Genomic DNA, 16,380 nt, shown 5'->3' on the forward strand with positions numbered 1-16,380 from the left:
GCGGTAATGGGACAAGTCACGTGGGGGTGTACGCGGCAGGGATGCCGCGCCCAAGCCTGCATGGATGCATTTACGGCATCCCCCACGGGGCTTTCCCACCGCCGGGCTTTGAGCCGGCCCCGGGCCCCGCTGGCGCGGTAATGGGACAAGTCACGTGGGGGTGTACGCGGCAGGGATGCCGCGCCCAAGCCTGCATGGATGCATTTACGGCGTCCCCCACGGGGCTTTCCCACCGCCGGGCTTTGAGCCGGCCCCGGGCCAACGCAGTGTATGGGTACGAAAAACAAAAACCGGAGCACTGGGCTCCGGTTTTATATAGGTGCGCTGTAAGCGGTGTTAACTAGATACTGTGGCCGCGGCGCTCTGCCGTGTCCTTGATATAGTTAGCCCAGCTTTCTGCGTTACGACGTGTCGATGAGAAACGTTGTGCTTGCACAGCCGCATCGTGCGCTTGACGATACTGATTGCTGTAGAAGTACGCTTCCGCAAGTGACATGTACAAACGACCTGCATCTTCACCCCGTGGAAGCAAACGAATTGCTTCTTGGAATGCCGGTGCAGCCTCCCGATAACGCTCAGCTAACAAGAGTGCATCACCAATACGGCGATAGTAATCTTGTTGTTGCTCTGAGTCATCAGAAGCGGCAATCGCTTGACGATAGGCATCTGCAGCTTTGCGGAACTCACGTGCAGAATGATACGCACGTGCAGCGTTAGCAAAGTTAGAAGCAGTGCCTTCTACATCACCACGGTCGATATGACGCGTCATGACTTCACCGGCGTGATATGGGATCCCGTTGTTGGAGAACAATTGCACCAACGCACGGTAATCATTTTCACGCTCAACGTAACCGGCATCGTAGGCGATCTTCATGGTGGCGAGAGCCCGATCAAAGTTCTCGTTCAACATGTAGAACATAGCCAACTGCGTCCACCAACCACGCTCACCAGGCATCGCCGTGATACCACGCTCTAGTGCATTGATAGCACCAGACACGTTATTGGTCTCATAGAACGCTGCAATCATAAGCAGGTATGGGTTACGGTTTGGTTCGTCGTAATGCTCAATCGCTTTCTCAGCAAAAGGAATCACGCGGTCATAGTTTCTCAGCTCCATGTGAGACGAGGCCATACGCACAAGTATGTCTGGATCCCACTCACCGGTAAACTTCAAATACCGTTCAAACCAGACCAGTGCATTGGCGTAATCTTCCTGAGTCAGGTAGAGATTACCCAGCAACTGAATCCCGGCACGTTGGTCATTCCAGCCAAGTACATCTGGCGTGACCGCAGCACGTAGGTTTTCAACAGCCAGCGCCGGAGCGCGTGGATCGTCTTCTAACGCTGCGTACATCGTACCTTTAAAGCGCGCTACATACGCACGATCGTAATCAGTACGTAATGTTGCACCTTCTAGGGTTTGAATAGCACCACGGATATCGTCTGCTTCATAAAGCTCAAACGCATCCATAACACGACGGGCAACACGGTCTCCCAGCGCTTGTGAGCGCCGAGAATCCCGCTGTTCTTCCACTTGCGCCCGTGTTGGGATGGTAAAGCCAACGTCGGTGTTCTGCGCGACTGTAGGAGTGGATAACAAACCCATCGCCACGACCGCAGCACACAGTGTTGTTGTGATTCGTGTTTTCATAGGTTAGTCCATAGTAAAGTCGAGTTGAACAGTTAGCCCTTCTTGACGTTGCGGACGACCATCAACCACTTTCGGCGCATAACGCCAGCGCGCCAATGCTCGGCGAGCTTCCTGGTCGAAGATCCGACGTGGTTGAGCATCGATAATCTCGATGTCAGTCACGCCTCCGGTTTCGTCAATCGTAAAGCGCAGACGTACCCATCCCTCAATGCCGTCTCGTGCTGCCGCCGGTGGATAGCGAGGCTCAACCCGTACAATTGGTTGTGCGTCACCATCACGGCTAAGCGCTCCAGGACCGTCAAGTCCTGTATTCGCTGAGCCCAGGTCAACACCACCCAGATCCATGCTAAAAGTCACGGCGTCGTCAGATGCATCCGGTTCAGTCTGAGGACTTTCCGGTGGCGGTTCTGGCGGCTCTGGTGGCGGTGGAGGCGTACGACGACGCGTATCCACATCCTGTTCCGGTGGAGCTCCGACAATATCGATCCGTGTTGGAGGCTCAGGCGGTTCTGCCCGCTGCGCTCCACCACTGATCAGATATGCCATAAAGACAAACAGCAGGAAGGTAACAGCAGCGCCTAGTAAAATAGATACTAAGATGCGCACCATATTAATCGTTCTCCGCTGCTATCGAAATTTGGGCAATCCCAGCTTCTTTAATCTGGTCCATCACGCGCACCACGATGCCGTGACGGGCGCCTTCATCAGCTTGAATAACCACCATATCGGTAGGCTGTTCTGCCAATAGACGTTCCAGGTTAGCTGCAACCCGCTCAATATCAACCTGACGACGGTCCATCCACACTTCCCCGTTTTCACGGATCGCGATAAAGATGTTGGCCGAAGGTTTTTGCGTCGCCTGTGAAGCTTCAGGACGATTTACATCGATACCTGCCTCTTTCACAAACGATGTCGTTACGATAAAGAAGATCAACATGATGAACACGATGTCGAGCATCGGAGTCATGTCTAATGTTGCCTCTTCATCTTCGCGTAGACGTTTACGTGCCATAATTCTTCTCTCTTAATGATGTGGCATGTTGTCGATTAAATGCTCTTTTGCTGCCTTGATGCGACCATCAAGCCGTTGTGCAAAGAACATTCCTGACAACGCTGCCACCATTCCCGCCATAGTCGGAATCGTAGCCATGGATATACCACCCGCCATCAGACGAGGGTTACCGGTACCTTGCACCGCCATAATTTCAAATACGGCGATCATCCCCGTGACCGTACCCAGAAGTCCAATCAATGGACAAATGGCGATCATAGTTTTTAGCACCAGCATCCGCGCTGTAAGTTTTTCGGACGCTTCGGAAATCCATGCTTCACGGATTCTATGTGCGTACCAGGAGGTGGTGTCTTTCCGGGCCTTCCAGGCCTCGATGATGCGCTTTCTCTCGCGAGGAAACACACCAAAGAGGAACCAGGCGCGCTCGATCATAACAATCCACATGATCAATAACGCAATGAACACCAAGTATAAAACGTCACCACCTGTGCCAATAAAATCCCTGACAGTTTCCCAAAGCCCTATCAGGTAAAATTGCATGGCTTACGCTCCCTTCTTCTCAGCGTGAGAAGCGACAATACCTGCAGCCTGTTCATCCAACACGTGGAGAATAGACTTGCTCTTCGACGCAACAATCGAGTGAATCACGATCAGTGGCAATGCTGCGATTAGACCCATAGCGGTCGTTACGAGTGCCATCGAGATATCACCTGCCATGATGCGCGGATCACCAGTACCGAATAGTGTGATTGATTGGAAGGTACCAATCATACCTACTACCGTACCTAATAGACCCATCAGCGGCGCGATTGCGGCAAGAATCTTGATAATATTCACACCAGCTTCAATGCGCGGTGTTTCACGCAGAATCGCTTCATCGAGCTTCAACTCAAGGTTTTCAGCATCGGTGTTTGGATTCTCATGATAAACCTTCAAGATACGACCCAGTGGGTTGCTGTCTGAAGGTGCATCTGTGTTCTTCAACTGACGGCGAATCGAAGCACCTACGGCAGTGAGGGTCACTAGCTTGTAGATTGCGATGATGAAACCGAGAATAAGAACAACAGTGATTGCATAACCAACGGTTTGACCTTGGTGATAACGCTCAGACAATGTTGCTTTCTGGGTTAACAAGCTCAAGATTTGACCACGTGAAGGGTCAACAAACACGCCGGCATAACCGTCTGTGGTGCTTTCGAAGTTACGCGCTGCACGCAATACGTAGCCAGCAGGCTGACGGCCTAGCGGCTGAACTTGCTGCGTCGTATCGTTGTACAGGAGGTATTCACCATCAGAAATCAGGTTGAATGCACCGATACGAACGATGTCACGAACTTCTGAACCACCGTCAAGCAGAGTAACTTCGCCTTGATAGCGAGCAACTTTACCTGATTCAGTCATTTCAGTAAGAAGTGCTAACCACAACTCTTCCAGCTCGTCGATGCTTGGAAGCTCACGGGCTTGCGCCAGGCTTTCCAATACCAAATGACGGTCTGGGAATTGTGCACTTACGATAGACGTCGAAATACGACCGATGGTATCTGAGGCTGCACCACGGATTACACCGAAGATTTCACCCAAGGTTCCCACCATGTTATCGAGTTCGGTTTCTTTATTACCGATATCGATTTCATTTTGTGCGTATTGCTCTTGCAGACGTTGACTACGCTGCTCTTCGCCACGCAGGTCTTGTTGCGCCTGACGCAGAAGGGCTTGCTTATCAGCACGATCGTCCATAAAACGACGCTCACGCTCTTGGTCAATGCGCTGTGCAGCTGCACGTTGCTGTTGAACCTGTTGCAAGAGTTCGTCAAGAGATTTTGCTTCCTGTGCTGACACAGAGAAAGCAGCGGTTGCCGCCAGGGTTAACCCGGCCGCGGCTACGATAATATTCTTCACTACCTGTTTCATTCTGCAGTCTCCGCGGCAAAGATTGGCAGACGTACCACGTCATACGCAGTTTGACGACGTGACATACGGATCGCTTGAGTTAGAGGGCTCAAGAATGAGTCTTCAACACGCATCCACTCACGATTGTCGTTGTCCCACAACCATGCATTACGCATATCGAGAGACTGAGCCATAAAGGCAACACGACCCATGTGGAAGTAATCCACTGCGATGTCTTGACCACCGTAAGTCAGGGTACCCTGATACGCGACCAAGCCAACACCGTAGTCCATCTCGATTTGATATGCTTCAACGATTTGACGGAACTTCTCAGAGTCCTGCACGTTTGAACGTGCCATGATGTCACGCAGACGCTCAACTCGACGTTCCCGCTGCTCGCGGTGAATCGGAATATCCAGCTGAACGAACTCGTCCAGAGCATCAATCATTTTATACATCAACGGAACAACGCCTTGACGTGTCTCTTCGATACCATCGATCTGGCGCTGTAACGATTCCAGAGTGTTGTTCTGGTCGTCGACTAAACGCTGTACGTGATCGTTGTATAGTTTCAGAGACTCGTATTGAGCGACAACCGAACGATACTCACCAAGGAGTTCACGGCTTTGTTCAAATAAAGAGTCGATGCGCTCTTGAGAAGCAGCAGAAGCGCGACTGGTTTGCATCTGCTCCGACTGTAATTGAGACAGGGACGTGTTGCTTGCAAGAGCAACGGAGGTTCCCGTCAGCGCCATCACACCTACCACGGCGGCAGCGATTTTGCTTCGTTTGATTACTGTGGTCATAGTTCCCAACCAATTTGACTTAACTTTATCCTTCGCGGTTAGCAGGCGAGAACGCAGAGAGGTACGTCACCTGGTAATGCTCGGGACCCAGTTGTGTGAGTGATGAAAAAGACTTTCTACACCAAATATACGCTATTTTCTAAAAATAGCATTGTCTGAATACTCCCACGAAGTCACAGAGCGTGTCAACCGGGCTTTTTTGATCATTTCCAGACAGCCATGTTCATGATCCGATACAACAAAAAAAACCAGCCCCACAAGGGGGCTGGTTGCTTTCTTACCTGTTGCTTTAAAGCGTATCGCTTACGCGAGTTGCTTAGAAGCGTTGCGTGTAGCGAACGTAAGTGATACGTCCGAACGCGTTGTACAGGTTGAAGTTGTAGTCACGTGAACCACGTGCTGCAGCCGAGGTGCCGAACTGAGGCAGTTTCTCGAATGCGTTCTGTACACCAACGGTGAAACGGCCATCCCACGGTGCTTCGTAAGAAGCTTGTAGATCGTGAGTAGTCCAAGTACCGATGTGACCAGCACGTACTACACCATCAGGATTGTTCGCATCAGCAGTAACCGTGTTGAACTGGTTGCCGATGATGTTGATGTTCCACGCGAACGTGAAATCACCGTACATGTAGCTGTTGTTGATGTTGATACGCTGACGTGGAACACCTGGGTCGCGAACCAAGTTACGGCCGCCATCTAGGTTGTAGTCAAGCATATGTGACATATACAGGTTGTTTACTAAGCGACCAGCTGAACCGAAGTCGAAGTTGGTGCGCAAGTTAACGTCGATACCTGAAGTATCCAAGTCACCTTCGTTAACGAAACCACGAGTTACAGACACGATACGGTTTTGCGCATCGAAGTTTACTTCTGTACCTGGAGGTAACGCTTCACCAGCACGTGCAAGGTTGATCAGCTGCTGTGAGCTAATTGCACGGATACGGTTTTCGATCTGGATGTTGTAGTAATCAACTGTGAAGTTCAACCAATCGGTAGGCTGGTAAGCAACACCGAAAGAGTACTGAGTTGAATCTTCTGACTCTAGCTCAGGGTTCGCAATAACGAACGCGTTGATCTGACACACATCAGAAGTACCACCAGTAAACGCCTGACACGTGATCGGGTCATTTACGCTGTCAGCTGAGAATGAACGCTGCTGAGTCAGGATGTCTAGAGTCGGAGCACGGAAGCCCAGACCGTAAGAACCACGAATCAACAAGTTATCCATTGGCTGATAACGGAAGCTTACTTTTGGTGAGAAGTCTGAACCGTAGTCAGAGTAGTCATCGAAACGACCAGCTAAAGACAGTTCTAGATCATAAGTTACTGGCAACAAGAACTCGAAGTATGCAGCAGTTACGTCGCGGTCACCACCAGCAGAAGAACCTGATGAACCACCTACTAAGCCTGCAGCAGACTGTGAGTCATAGATGTCAGCGTAGATTTCTTCACGGTGCTCAATACCTACGAAACCTTGAATCATACCGCCGCCGATTTCCATTACGTCGAAGCCAGCAGAACCGTAGATTTCATTGATGTCGAAGCTAGAGATACGTGAAGTAGTTACTACACCAGCGTCAAGAACGTTCTGAGGGTTGTCAGAAGGGTTCTGAACGTCGTAACCGAAGCGGCAGCTATCTGGATCGAAAGTACCGTCAGAGCAGTAACCAGGGTTAAAGTTGTTCACGTTAGACCAAGCAGTTTGTGCTGCTAAGTAACCGTTACCGATTTCGTAAGTTTTGTTACGAACACGGCGCCAGCCGAAGTCTAAGTCCATACCGAACGCGCGACCTTCGAAGCCCATCAAGAAATCAAGGTTTTCGTTGTCAACGTCAGAGTCACGGTTACCCATGGCTGCGAAACGGTGATAGATAGCTACTTCAGCCAAAGGACCTACTACTGTTGGATCATAAGTAACAGCGTTAGGGTTGTTTGGATCGTAGAACCATGCATTAGGGTTCGTTGGGTTGTTGTATGAATCTGTAGGAGTTAACAGGTTATCATAGAACACTGGGTGGTTGATGTCTGGGGCTGGTGCATAACGACCGAAAGACGAAGTCTTCGCGATGCTTGCATTTGAGTAGAACGACCAGTCATCGTTGATCTGATGATCAGCTTTAACGAACAAAGATTGGTTCGCAGTTGATGCTTCATTCGCGTTAGTCGCGTTGAAGTTATACAAACAACGTGAGCCATCAGCTGATTCAAAGAAGTTTTCTTCATTACAGCCACCTGGAACTGCGTAAGTGCCGCCGTCCTGGAAGTTGATGAAGTTGTTACCGTAGGTAGAAGCACCTGGCTGAACCCAAGGGAACGCGTTTTCGAAGATGATTTCACGCTTGTTCCAAGAAACACCACCGATGATACGAGTTGTGTCGCTTGCAGAACCGAAAACTACAGAACCGTTTTCGCGATCGCCGCCTTCAGAAGGTACGCTTACTTGACCAGCACCAATCGTTGCTTCAACGCCGCTGAAGTCGCGACGAGTGATAACGTTGATTACACCACCGATTGCGTCTGAACCGTATACCGCTGACGCACCGTCAGACAGGATTTCGATCCGCTCAACCGCACCCATAGGAATGGCGTTCAAATCCTGTGAAGAACCAGTTGAAGGAGACATCGTTAAACGACGGCCATCAACTAGAACCAAGGTACGGCTAGAACCCAGACCACGCATGTTGATCATTGACACGCCCTGCGCAGAAGAACCTGACTGCGGACGGAATGAACCAGCGCTGTTGAAAGTTGTGTTACGGAGCAGGTCGGCTACTGAGATCTCACCAGACAGTTCGATTGACTCACGGTCAATAACAGTAACTGGCAATGCGCCTTCCATGTCAGTACGCTGAATGCGCGAACCAGTAACCTGGATCCGCTCAACGCGTTCTGCACGCTCTTCTTCTTGCTGCTCGTCATCTTGAGCGACGGCTGCGCCAGTCACTGCAGTGGCAGCAGCACCAAACATTAGTGCTAAGCGGATAGACTTAGCCAGTTTATTATTGGTGTACATGTATTTTCTCCCTGGATCACTTTTTGTGATTTTTAGGTTTATTGCGCACAAAGGTTTCTTTGTACTTCTGGTAGGGACGCAAATTTACATCCCAATCGTTTCGATACTAATGCAAAAAAAACAGGGGGGCAACACCTTAAATGTACGAATTGTCACAATTTTGTGCATCGGATTGTGGACCAATAGAGCGGTCACCTTCCGTTTCAAAACCCCCGCTTGCGTCAGAATAACAGCAGTTTTTATTATATTTTCAATCACTTACTGCGTGACTACAGCTACTTCGATTGAGTTTTGAAGCAAGTTCTCAACTCGCTCAAAGCCACTGACATCCCTGCTCTGACGCCCCGAATATAGCAAACCGCATACAGGATGCAAGGGTTTTCCCGCAAAAGTTGTTAACGAATGTAAACATTTGTGACCAGTTTTTAACACCTTCGGCGCATCAATCTATGTGGTTGGTCATAAATCAACCAGCTCATGTGCCCCTGCATACCTTATTTGCAGGATGAACATGAGTAAGATGAACATGAGTAAAAGGCGTGGCGTATGTTGAGCAACAAAAACGCGCTCGAGTACACAAAAATTTGGATACGAGTTGGCAGGACATTGAGTGTAGGGAGGCCAGCGCGAGGTCACCAAACCTCACCGCCATTAATTACGATACAACGCCTGTACTAACGCGGTAAGTTGCGCTTGCACCACTTGGTTCATATAGTCGAACACCGGCGCGTCTGCTGGCACCTGCGCTAACTTCTCCGCATTTGCTTGTGCTTCTTTTAAATAATCATCCACAAAAGAGCTTCGCGTTTTAAACAACCCCGGCTCAAACCAAGCTTCCGACAGTTCCGGCGGATGCTGTTGCGCCCGCTCTCGCAACGCTTGAAATACCGCCTGCGTTTTCGCAGCCGATTCACTGATGCTACTAAACATATACGTTCCCCAACCTACATTTCCGTACCCAACGCACCGCGTTGGCCTACCCATTCCGTACCCAACGCACCGCGTTGGACCGAAAATCATCGAGTGCTGCGTAGTCCCAGCAACGCAATGCGTTGGCTACACACTATAACGGCGCAAGCTATTGCGAACCGATTCCGGAAGCGGAGGCAATGCTGCCTTCGGTAATAAATAAGTCGCCAGATTCATAAAGTCCGCAAAGATGCGGTTCTTTTCGGTCGTTCGCTTCAAATATTCGTGCCCCGACGAACCGCCGGTTCCGATCTTCGACCCTAACATCCGCTGCACCATCATGGCATGACGATAACGCCAGATTGTTAGGTTTTCATCGAGATCCACTAAGGAGTTCAATACTTGATACGGCAAGTTAAACGCCGGCTCTTCTCGATACATCTCAATAAATAACGCCGCTTGCAGTGCCTTTTGCGATAACCGCACCCTGCCCTCATCACGCATCACCTGATAGCGCTCCGGCTCGAACAAGGCAGCAAAGTTCTCACGCGTATTTTCAAGCTCAGCTAGCTCCTGCACACGCTCTTCATCGCTTAGCAAGGTGTTGGATTCAACAATCGCCCGATCACGTTCGATTTGTTCTTCAATCGCCCGCTCATAATGTTTCCAGAAACTAAAATCTTGGGTTTCCAAAAACGGCATGCGCGCCAGCCAGGCATCAACCCGTTCAAATAAGTCCGGTTGCTCTTCCAGCGATTCCAAGTAAGCGCGATCTTTATCGTTAATGCGGTTGTAAAAAGACGCCTGATCAAAGGCAATACGCTTATCTCGTTTTACCCCAAGGCTAATTTCGATCTCTTTAAACTGAATACTTTGAAACCCAGACGCCGGCACCAAATAATCACGAAACTCCAAGAAATCTTGGGCCGTCATGGTTTCCATCACGTCGATTTGGTGATTCAGCAATTCCTGAATGGTTACAATACGCTGTAAGCGATGCACCACTGTCATTAATGCTTCATCAGGCAAGTTCTCGGCCCGAAACAAACCAAGAATTGAGCGCATTTCATGAATAATTTGCTTAAACCACAGCTCATAGGCTTGGTGCACAATAATAAATAAGGTTTCGTCGTGCGCTTCCGCCCCATAGTGTGGGCTCACCGGCTGCTGAGCCGACAATAATTTATCGAGGCCCAAATAGTCCCCGTAATACACCGGCTCTTTATTTTTCTTCATAAAATCAATCTCTTTTAAACGCTAACGAAACAACGAACGAGTTTACTCATGTACCTTAAAAGGTATCTTTACATTTATGCTACGGAAAAACCGGCACGGGAACAACGCTTGATTCCATTGTTCAGAAAAACAGCAGGCAAATGCCGCTCCCTTGTAATCACCGCAGCCATCAGGGATAATTCGCCGCGGTGACCCCATTGGTCCCTTCGCAACACGAACCATCGAACCCGGTCAGGCCCGGAAGGGAGCAGCCGTAGGTGGGGTAGTGGGTGCCGAGGTGTGGCTGGTGGGGTCACCCCTTTCTTGCTTGTCAGAAAGCTCCGATAGCTGCGTTATAATCGAAGCTCAATCGGTCACGTACCATTTAGGTACGCTCCCTCAATCGCTCCAATTATGCCTTGCTCTCGAAGTTTCTGCCTGCGCTTCTAGCTCAGATTGTATGGCTCAGATTGTATGGCTCAGATTGTGTGGCTTGTTCGAAAGCTCTAATGCTGCGTTAATAGCCCCTATCGTACCCAACGCACCGCGTTGGCCCGAACTGCAACAACACCTCCCAGCCCCCTCCAACGCAATGCGTTGGCTACTACCTTGTCCAAACCCGATGCGTTGGCTTCTCATGATCTGGAGTTCTGGACAGACCAGTGTTATCGTGACTTAGTCATTAATAACGAGGGAAGTGAGCATGTCTCAACATGAATTTGTTTCAGTTTACGAACACGATAAAGTGATTCGTATTCATCTTAATCGTCCAGCCAAGAAAAATGCGCTCACCCAAGATATGTATCAGGCGATGACCGATGCGTTACGTTCTGCAAATGAGCGTGACGACATCGCGGCGGTGGTCATTAGCGGCGAAGGTGATTTATTTTGCGCCGGAAACGATTTAGGCGATTTTTTGAGACACGGCGAACTCAAATCCGACTCCCCGGTGTTCCAGTTCCTAGAAACCATTTCTCAAGTCGATGTCACTGTCGTCGCTGCGGTTCAAGGCGCTGCTATTGGCATCGGTACCACCTTGTTGCTGCACTGCGATTTAGTATACGCAGCGGAAGGAACCACCTTTGTGATGCCCTTCGTCGATATGGGCTTAGTGCCAGAAGCCGGTTCCAGCCAATTGATCCCCCTACTCTGCGGACATGCGAAAGCCGCCGAACTGCTACTTCTCGGTGCGCCATTTGATGCCCAAAAGGCCTATGAATTGAATATTGTGAATCAGGTGCTTCCGGGAAGTGAATTGATGACAACAGTAGAAAAGGTATCGGCAGAGTTAGCGAAGAAACCGATTAAATCGTTGCGCCTATCAAAAAAATTACTCAAGGCACAACCCGAACCTATTAACGATCGCATTCAGCGAGAACTCAAAGATTTCTTAGTCGTGCTCGCCAGCAAAGAAACCCAACAAATCATCGCCAACAAAGCCAAGCGGTAACGCAGCTAGTGGTGATGCCGGACAAGCTAGCAAACCCCAAACCTGAAGCGTAGGCAGAAACCTCTAGGGCAAGGCATAATTGAAGCGATTGAGGGAGCATACCTTGATGGTATGTGACCGATTGAGCTTTAATTATAACGCAGCCATAGAGGCTTTCTGACAAGCTAGCCCCGCGAAGACCAGGCTTTTTTGGAGCCTTCATATAACGGCATAATCAAATCCAACGCCGACTGATCCGCGCCCTGCTCTAGCTCCATTTGATTGTTGCCTAATGGCGTGACGCGGTCGCCCCAGACGATAAGGCCAGCGCCACAGGTGAGGCCGCCACCGAAAACCGCAGAGATAATACTATCCCCTGGCTTCACCATACCGGTTTCGAGGGCTTCGCAATAGGCAATGGGCAAGGTGGCCGATGAGGTGTTGCCGTACTTTTGAATATTAATCATGGTTTTCTCTTCCGGCACTTTGCACATTTTGGCGAGAAAATCGATCAATCGCTTATTGGCTTGGTGCGGGATGAGCACATCGATATCGTCAACGCTCAGGCCGGTTTCTTTAAATACGCCGTCGACGGCTGCGCTCATGCCTTTTACCGCGCGCTTAAAGATCTCTTGGCCTTCGAAATTAAAGTCCATGACGCCATCAAAGTTATAGCGATCAAAGCTCATGCCAAAATCAAGCGACAGCACATCGCGGGCGTCGGCGTCGCAGGAAATTTTTGAGCTGATCAGACCTACGGGGTTATCGCTGGCTTCGAGTACCATGGCGCCTGCGCCATCACCAAATAACACCGCGCTTTCGCGTTTGGTCCAATCCAGAATGCGCGTTAAGCGTTCGGCGCCGATAATCAGCACTTTTTTGTGCATGCCCATGCGAATGGTCGATGTCGCGAAATGCATGGCATAGAAAAAGCTACTGCAGGCGGCATTCAAATCAAACGCAGCGGCGTTTTTGGCACCGATATCTTGCTGCACTTTTGAGGCCACATTGGGAATGATTTCATCGGGGGTACAAGTGCCCACAATGATTAAATCAATTTCGGCGGGGTCTACATCAGCGGCAGCGAGTGCATTACGCGCAGCCACAGAAGCCATCGCGGATGTCCCTACAGCGCTCACGCGACGTTCTTCAATTCCTGTTCGGGTACGGATCCACTCATCTGAGGTTTCCATAAAGGTCGCCAGATCATTGTTCGTCATAATTGCTGGCGGTACGCATTTACCCCAACCGGTAATTTCTGCAAATTTCATTCCCACTACCTTTTCAATTCGTTTTCAGTGTTCCACTGCACTGAGGATGACTCATTCCTCATAATCGTATACCTTATTGGCCGATATCCAAAATTCTCTTGGAAGGACCTCATCGTGAAAGCCAAGCTGTATTCGATTAAACGCGTTTATTTTTCTGCGCTCACTGTGCTTTTCTTAAGCGCTTGCGGCAGTACGCCAGGGCCCACACCATCAGCCTTACAATTGAGCGTACAATCATCAGTTGTACTTGCTGAGAGTCAGCCACTGCAACTGACGGTGAGTGATCGGCGCACCCAGAATCATCTTCTGCGTGTAGAACATTCGTTAGACCATGCTGAGTTTGCCACGGCAACACAGCCGGTGGCTACTCTGATCAGTGAAGAACTGCAGCGAACGTTGCCGATCGTCGGACAAGCAAACACCGTTTTGCACATTTATATCGACCATGCACTGGTGCGAGCCGTTCGCCGCGGAAACGAATACGAAGTCGAACATCGCGTGGTGTTGAGCGCCGTGGCCACGCAAGGAAACGCCCAAGTACGCAGTGAAATGACAACCACTATGGGGCCGCAAACTGTGCGCCGCTTAGATTATGGTCGCATTGAGCGGGATTTTAATCGCAATTTGAATACCACACTGGATGCATTATTGAGAGAATCGGAACTTCGGCAGTTTTTACAAGTCGGTTCTCCATAGGCCCTGTGTTTGTAACCCCGCAGAATTTTAATTGTTTGATAGGAGTAATGATCCATGACCCGTATTCTTTCCTTTGTCATGATGGGCCTTGTTGCTCTGGGGCTGAGCGTAAGTTCAGCCGTACAGGCAGATGATGCTGATATTCAAAAAGATAATTTGTATCCGAAAGTACGTTTTGTCACCAGCATGGGCGATATGGTGGTTGAGCTCGACCGTTGGCGCGCGCCCTACACCGTCGACCATTTCCTAAATCATGTGGTCAGTGGCAGTTACAACGGCTCGTTGTTTAGCCGCGTGATTGATGATTTTGTCGTGCAAGGCGGCGGTTACAATACCGATTGGGAATCTCTGCCTGAAGGGCCAACTGTAATTAACGAATCTGGAAATGGTTTGCGCAACGATTTTGGCACCATTGCCATGGCACGCCAGAACGACCCACACTCTGCACGTCGACAGTTTTACTTCAATGTGAAAGACAACGATAGCCTCAACCCAAGTGCTCGGCGCTGGGGATATGCGGTATTTGGCCGTGTAGTTGAAAACGCCGAGTTGCTGTATGAGATGGCGGCCGTGGAAACCCACACCCATGAAGAAACAGGATTCCCCGACGTACCCGTGGAAACCATTGAACTCATTCGGGTGGAACTGCTACCCGAAGAGCTGTAATTCGTGAGTCGATACACCGCACCTGCGGGTGCTCCAAAAGGGTGGCGCGATACCTTTAATTTTTATCGACAGCGTCGCCTCGTTACCATTTTCCTGTTCGGTATCGCCAGCGGTTTCCCATGGGTCATGATTGGCTCTGGGCTAAACGCGTGGCTGAACGAATTAGGATTTACCCGTTCCATGATCGGGTATTTTGGAGCCGTTTTTGCGGTGTATTCGGTGAATTTTCTGTGGTCACCCATTATCGACCGGGTACGCGCACCCTTTTTAAGCAAATGGCTGGGCCATCGACGCGGCTGGATCTTGCTGTGTCAGATGGGGGTGATAGGCACCACCATCGCCATCGCTTCCGTTGATTTTCAAACCCAATTACATCTTGCCGCAATCTTAGCCCTCGCCATTGCCGTGTTCTCCGCGACACAAGACATTGGCATCGATGCATACCGGATTGATTCTATTGGTGAACACGAAGCGCACGTGCAAAGCGCCGGCGCAGCCATGGCCACCGCCGGTTGGTGGACAGGGTTTGCGGGCCTAGGGGCCGTGCCATTTTTCCTGTCCGACTTTCCTGGTTGGGACTGGCCCCAAGTGTATCTCGTATTAGCGGCGATGATGGCCTGCCTTACGCTTGGCGTATGGCTTGCTCGGGAACCGAAAACGGAACGCAGCTTGCAACAACATGAATCAGAGCTGCATTACCAACAGGCCGCTGCCCGCAGCCCTGCAAAAACATTAGCCATGACCGGCTTTGCCTTTGCCATGTTGATCGCCATTAGCTTGGCAATTACTGGGCAAGTGAGTAATTTTAGTACGTGGGTAACCAGCGCCACCTCCCTCGCCATGCCAAAAACCATTTGGTTTTTATGGTTCGCTCTGGTTATCGCGTTTTTAACTGGCTTGGTGATAGCCTTAGTTCGGCTACAGCGGGAATCTGAGAACGCGGGGGTCGCCGAGCAACTTCCAGTGCAAACCAAACATCGGGTGGCCGCGTGGATTATTGTCACCCTTATCGAGCCATTGGCCGAGTTTTTCCGTCGCAGCGGACCACGTTTTGCCCTATCCGTATTGCTATTTGTGCTGCTATTTAAGATCGGTGAGGCCTTCTTAGGCCGAATGTCGATTGTGTTTTATCAAGAAATCGGATTCTCAAATACCGACATCGGCATGTATTCCAAGTTGATGAACTGGTGGGTCACCATCGCCTTTGCCTTAATTGGTAGCTACGTGAATATGCGTTTTGGCATCCTCAAGGGGCTCTTTATCGGGGGCTCTGCCATGGCCCTGAGCAACTTACTCTTCTCTGCCCTCGCCATCGTAGGCCCAAACAAAGCGCTATTTATTGCTGCGGTGGTGAGCGACGGCTTTACCTCCGCTTGGTCAACCGTCGCCTTTGTGGCGTTAATAAGTTTGCTGTGCAACCGCGCATTCACCGCCACGCAATATGCACTGATGGCATCCGTCGGCACTCTCGGACGCACCGTGCTCGCCTCCTACAGCGGCGTAGTGGTTGATTGGCTCGACGGCAACTGGGCCCTATTCTTCTTCCTTACCACGCTGATGGTAATTCCTAGCTTGCTGTTCCTCTGGAGCATCCGTAAACCCATCCAGCGCCTCGAAGACGAAAACCACGCCCGCTCCCGCTAACCCCCAACAATTCCGCCCCTGGGGTGAAACGCATGTTTTTCGCCATCTCCGCGATCACCAGAATATAGCGCTAACCCTTTCTGCACCTGAGATTCAACAATTCCGCCCCAGGGGTGAAACTGTTGGTTCTGGCGGTGTTCAAAAGTTCCGCCCCTGGGGTGAAACTGTTGGTTCTGGC

14 protein-coding genes and 1 other RNA gene are annotated in these 16,380 nt (G+C 50.3%); 5 read left to right on the forward strand and 10 right to left on the reverse strand.

What is annotated here, in order from left to right; all coding sequences use genetic code 11:
- Nucleotides 1-340 precede the first annotated feature (340 nt).
- The 9 genes from FM042_RS04610 to FM042_RS04650 all read right to left on the reverse strand — a co-directional run bounded on the left by FM042_RS04610 (nt 341) and on the right by FM042_RS04650 (nt 10,517).
- Entirely contained in the window at nt 341-1,651 is a 1,311-nt protein-coding gene (locus FM042_RS04610) for a tetratricopeptide repeat protein (RefSeq protein ID WP_143234774.1), read from the reverse strand.
- Between the two features lie 3 nt (nt 1,652-1,654).
- The gene (locus tag FM042_RS04615; protein WP_143234776.1) at nt 1,655-2,260 is read right to left on the reverse strand and encodes an energy transducer TonB; all 606 of its coding nucleotides are present in this window, start codon (nt 2,258-2,260) and stop codon (nt 1,655-1,657) included.
- A gap of 1 nt (nt 2,261) precedes the next feature.
- Entirely contained in the window at nt 2,262-2,663 is a 402-nt protein-coding gene (locus FM042_RS04620) for an ExbD/TolR family protein (protein WP_143234778.1), read from the reverse strand.
- Between the two features lie 12 nt (nt 2,664-2,675).
- Nucleotides 2,676-3,203 carry a MotA/TolQ/ExbB proton channel family protein gene (locus FM042_RS04625; protein ID WP_143234780.1) on the reverse strand — a complete coding sequence of 176 codons (528 nt, stop codon included), beginning with the start codon at nt 3,201-3,203 and terminating at the stop codon, nt 2,676-2,678.
- Between the two features lie 3 nt (nt 3,204-3,206).
- Nucleotides 3,207-4,574, reverse strand: a complete 1,368-nt coding sequence (locus tag FM042_RS04630) for a MotA/TolQ/ExbB proton channel family protein (RefSeq protein WP_143234782.1) — start codon at nt 4,572-4,574, stop codon at nt 3,207-3,209.
- Nucleotides 4,571-5,359, reverse strand: coding sequence for a DUF3450 domain-containing protein (locus FM042_RS04635; protein ID WP_143234784.1), 789 nt, complete (start codon nt 5,357-5,359; stop codon nt 4,571-4,573). Before FM042_RS04635 ends, FM042_RS04630 begins: the two co-directional genes overlap by 4 nt.
- A gap of 316 nt (nt 5,360-5,675) precedes the next feature.
- A complete protein-coding gene (locus tag FM042_RS04640; RefSeq protein WP_143234786.1) occupies nt 5,676-8,372 on the reverse strand; it encodes a TonB-dependent receptor plug domain-containing protein in 2,697 nt (898 codons plus the stop codon).
- A gap of 651 nt (nt 8,373-9,023) precedes the next feature.
- Nucleotides 9,024-9,302 (reverse strand): primosomal replication protein PriC, encoded by a 279-nt coding sequence (gene priC / locus FM042_RS04645; protein ID WP_185960700.1) that lies wholly within the window; start codon nt 9,300-9,302, stop codon nt 9,024-9,026.
- Between the two features lie 126 nt (nt 9,303-9,428).
- Nucleotides 9,429-10,517 carry a tryptophan 2,3-dioxygenase family protein gene (locus FM042_RS04650; RefSeq protein ID WP_143234789.1) on the reverse strand — a complete coding sequence of 363 codons (1,089 nt, stop codon included), beginning with the start codon at nt 10,515-10,517 and terminating at the stop codon, nt 9,429-9,431.
- 195 nt (nt 10,518-10,712) lie between these two features.
- Here FM042_RS04650 and ffs point away from each other — a divergent pair.
- Both ffs and FM042_RS04660 read left to right on the forward strand, forming a co-directional pair.
- Nucleotides 10,713-10,809, forward strand: an RNA gene (gene ffs, locus FM042_RS04655) — signal recognition particle sRNA small type.
- A gap of 390 nt (nt 10,810-11,199) precedes the next feature.
- Complete coding sequence (locus FM042_RS04660) at nt 11,200-11,946, forward strand: enoyl-CoA hydratase-related protein (protein WP_143234791.1); 747 nt, start codon at nt 11,200-11,202, stop codon at nt 11,944-11,946.
- A 164-nt stretch (nt 11,947-12,110) separates the two neighbouring features.
- Here FM042_RS04660 and FM042_RS04665 read toward each other — a convergent pair whose 3' ends face one another.
- Complete coding sequence (locus tag FM042_RS04665) at nt 12,111-13,196, reverse strand: ketoacyl-ACP synthase III (protein WP_143234793.1); 1,086 nt, start codon at nt 13,194-13,196, stop codon at nt 12,111-12,113.
- Between the two features lie 114 nt (nt 13,197-13,310).
- On the opposite strand from FM042_RS04665, the gene FM042_RS04670 reads away from it, so the two are divergent.
- The 3 genes from FM042_RS04670 to FM042_RS11915 all read left to right on the forward strand — a co-directional run bounded on the left by FM042_RS04670 (nt 13,311) and on the right by FM042_RS11915 (nt 16,202).
- Nucleotides 13,311-13,892 (forward strand): YajG family lipoprotein, encoded by a 582-nt coding sequence (locus FM042_RS04670; protein ID WP_185960702.1) that lies wholly within the window; start codon nt 13,311-13,313, stop codon nt 13,890-13,892.
- A 78-nt stretch (nt 13,893-13,970) separates the two neighbouring features.
- Entirely contained in the window at nt 13,971-14,558 is a 588-nt protein-coding gene (locus FM042_RS04675; RefSeq protein WP_232366386.1) for a peptidylprolyl isomerase, read from the forward strand.
- A gap of 3 nt (nt 14,559-14,561) precedes the next feature.
- Nucleotides 14,562-16,202, forward strand: coding sequence for an MFS transporter (locus FM042_RS11915; protein WP_143234799.1), 1,641 nt, complete (start codon nt 14,562-14,564; stop codon nt 16,200-16,202).
- Nucleotides 16,203-16,380: the final 178 nt, after the last annotated feature.

It is taken from the genome of Aliidiomarina halalkaliphila (assembly GCF_007096385.1).
Classification (GTDB): domain Bacteria; phylum Pseudomonadota; class Gammaproteobacteria; order Enterobacterales; family Alteromonadaceae; genus Aliidiomarina; species Aliidiomarina halalkaliphila.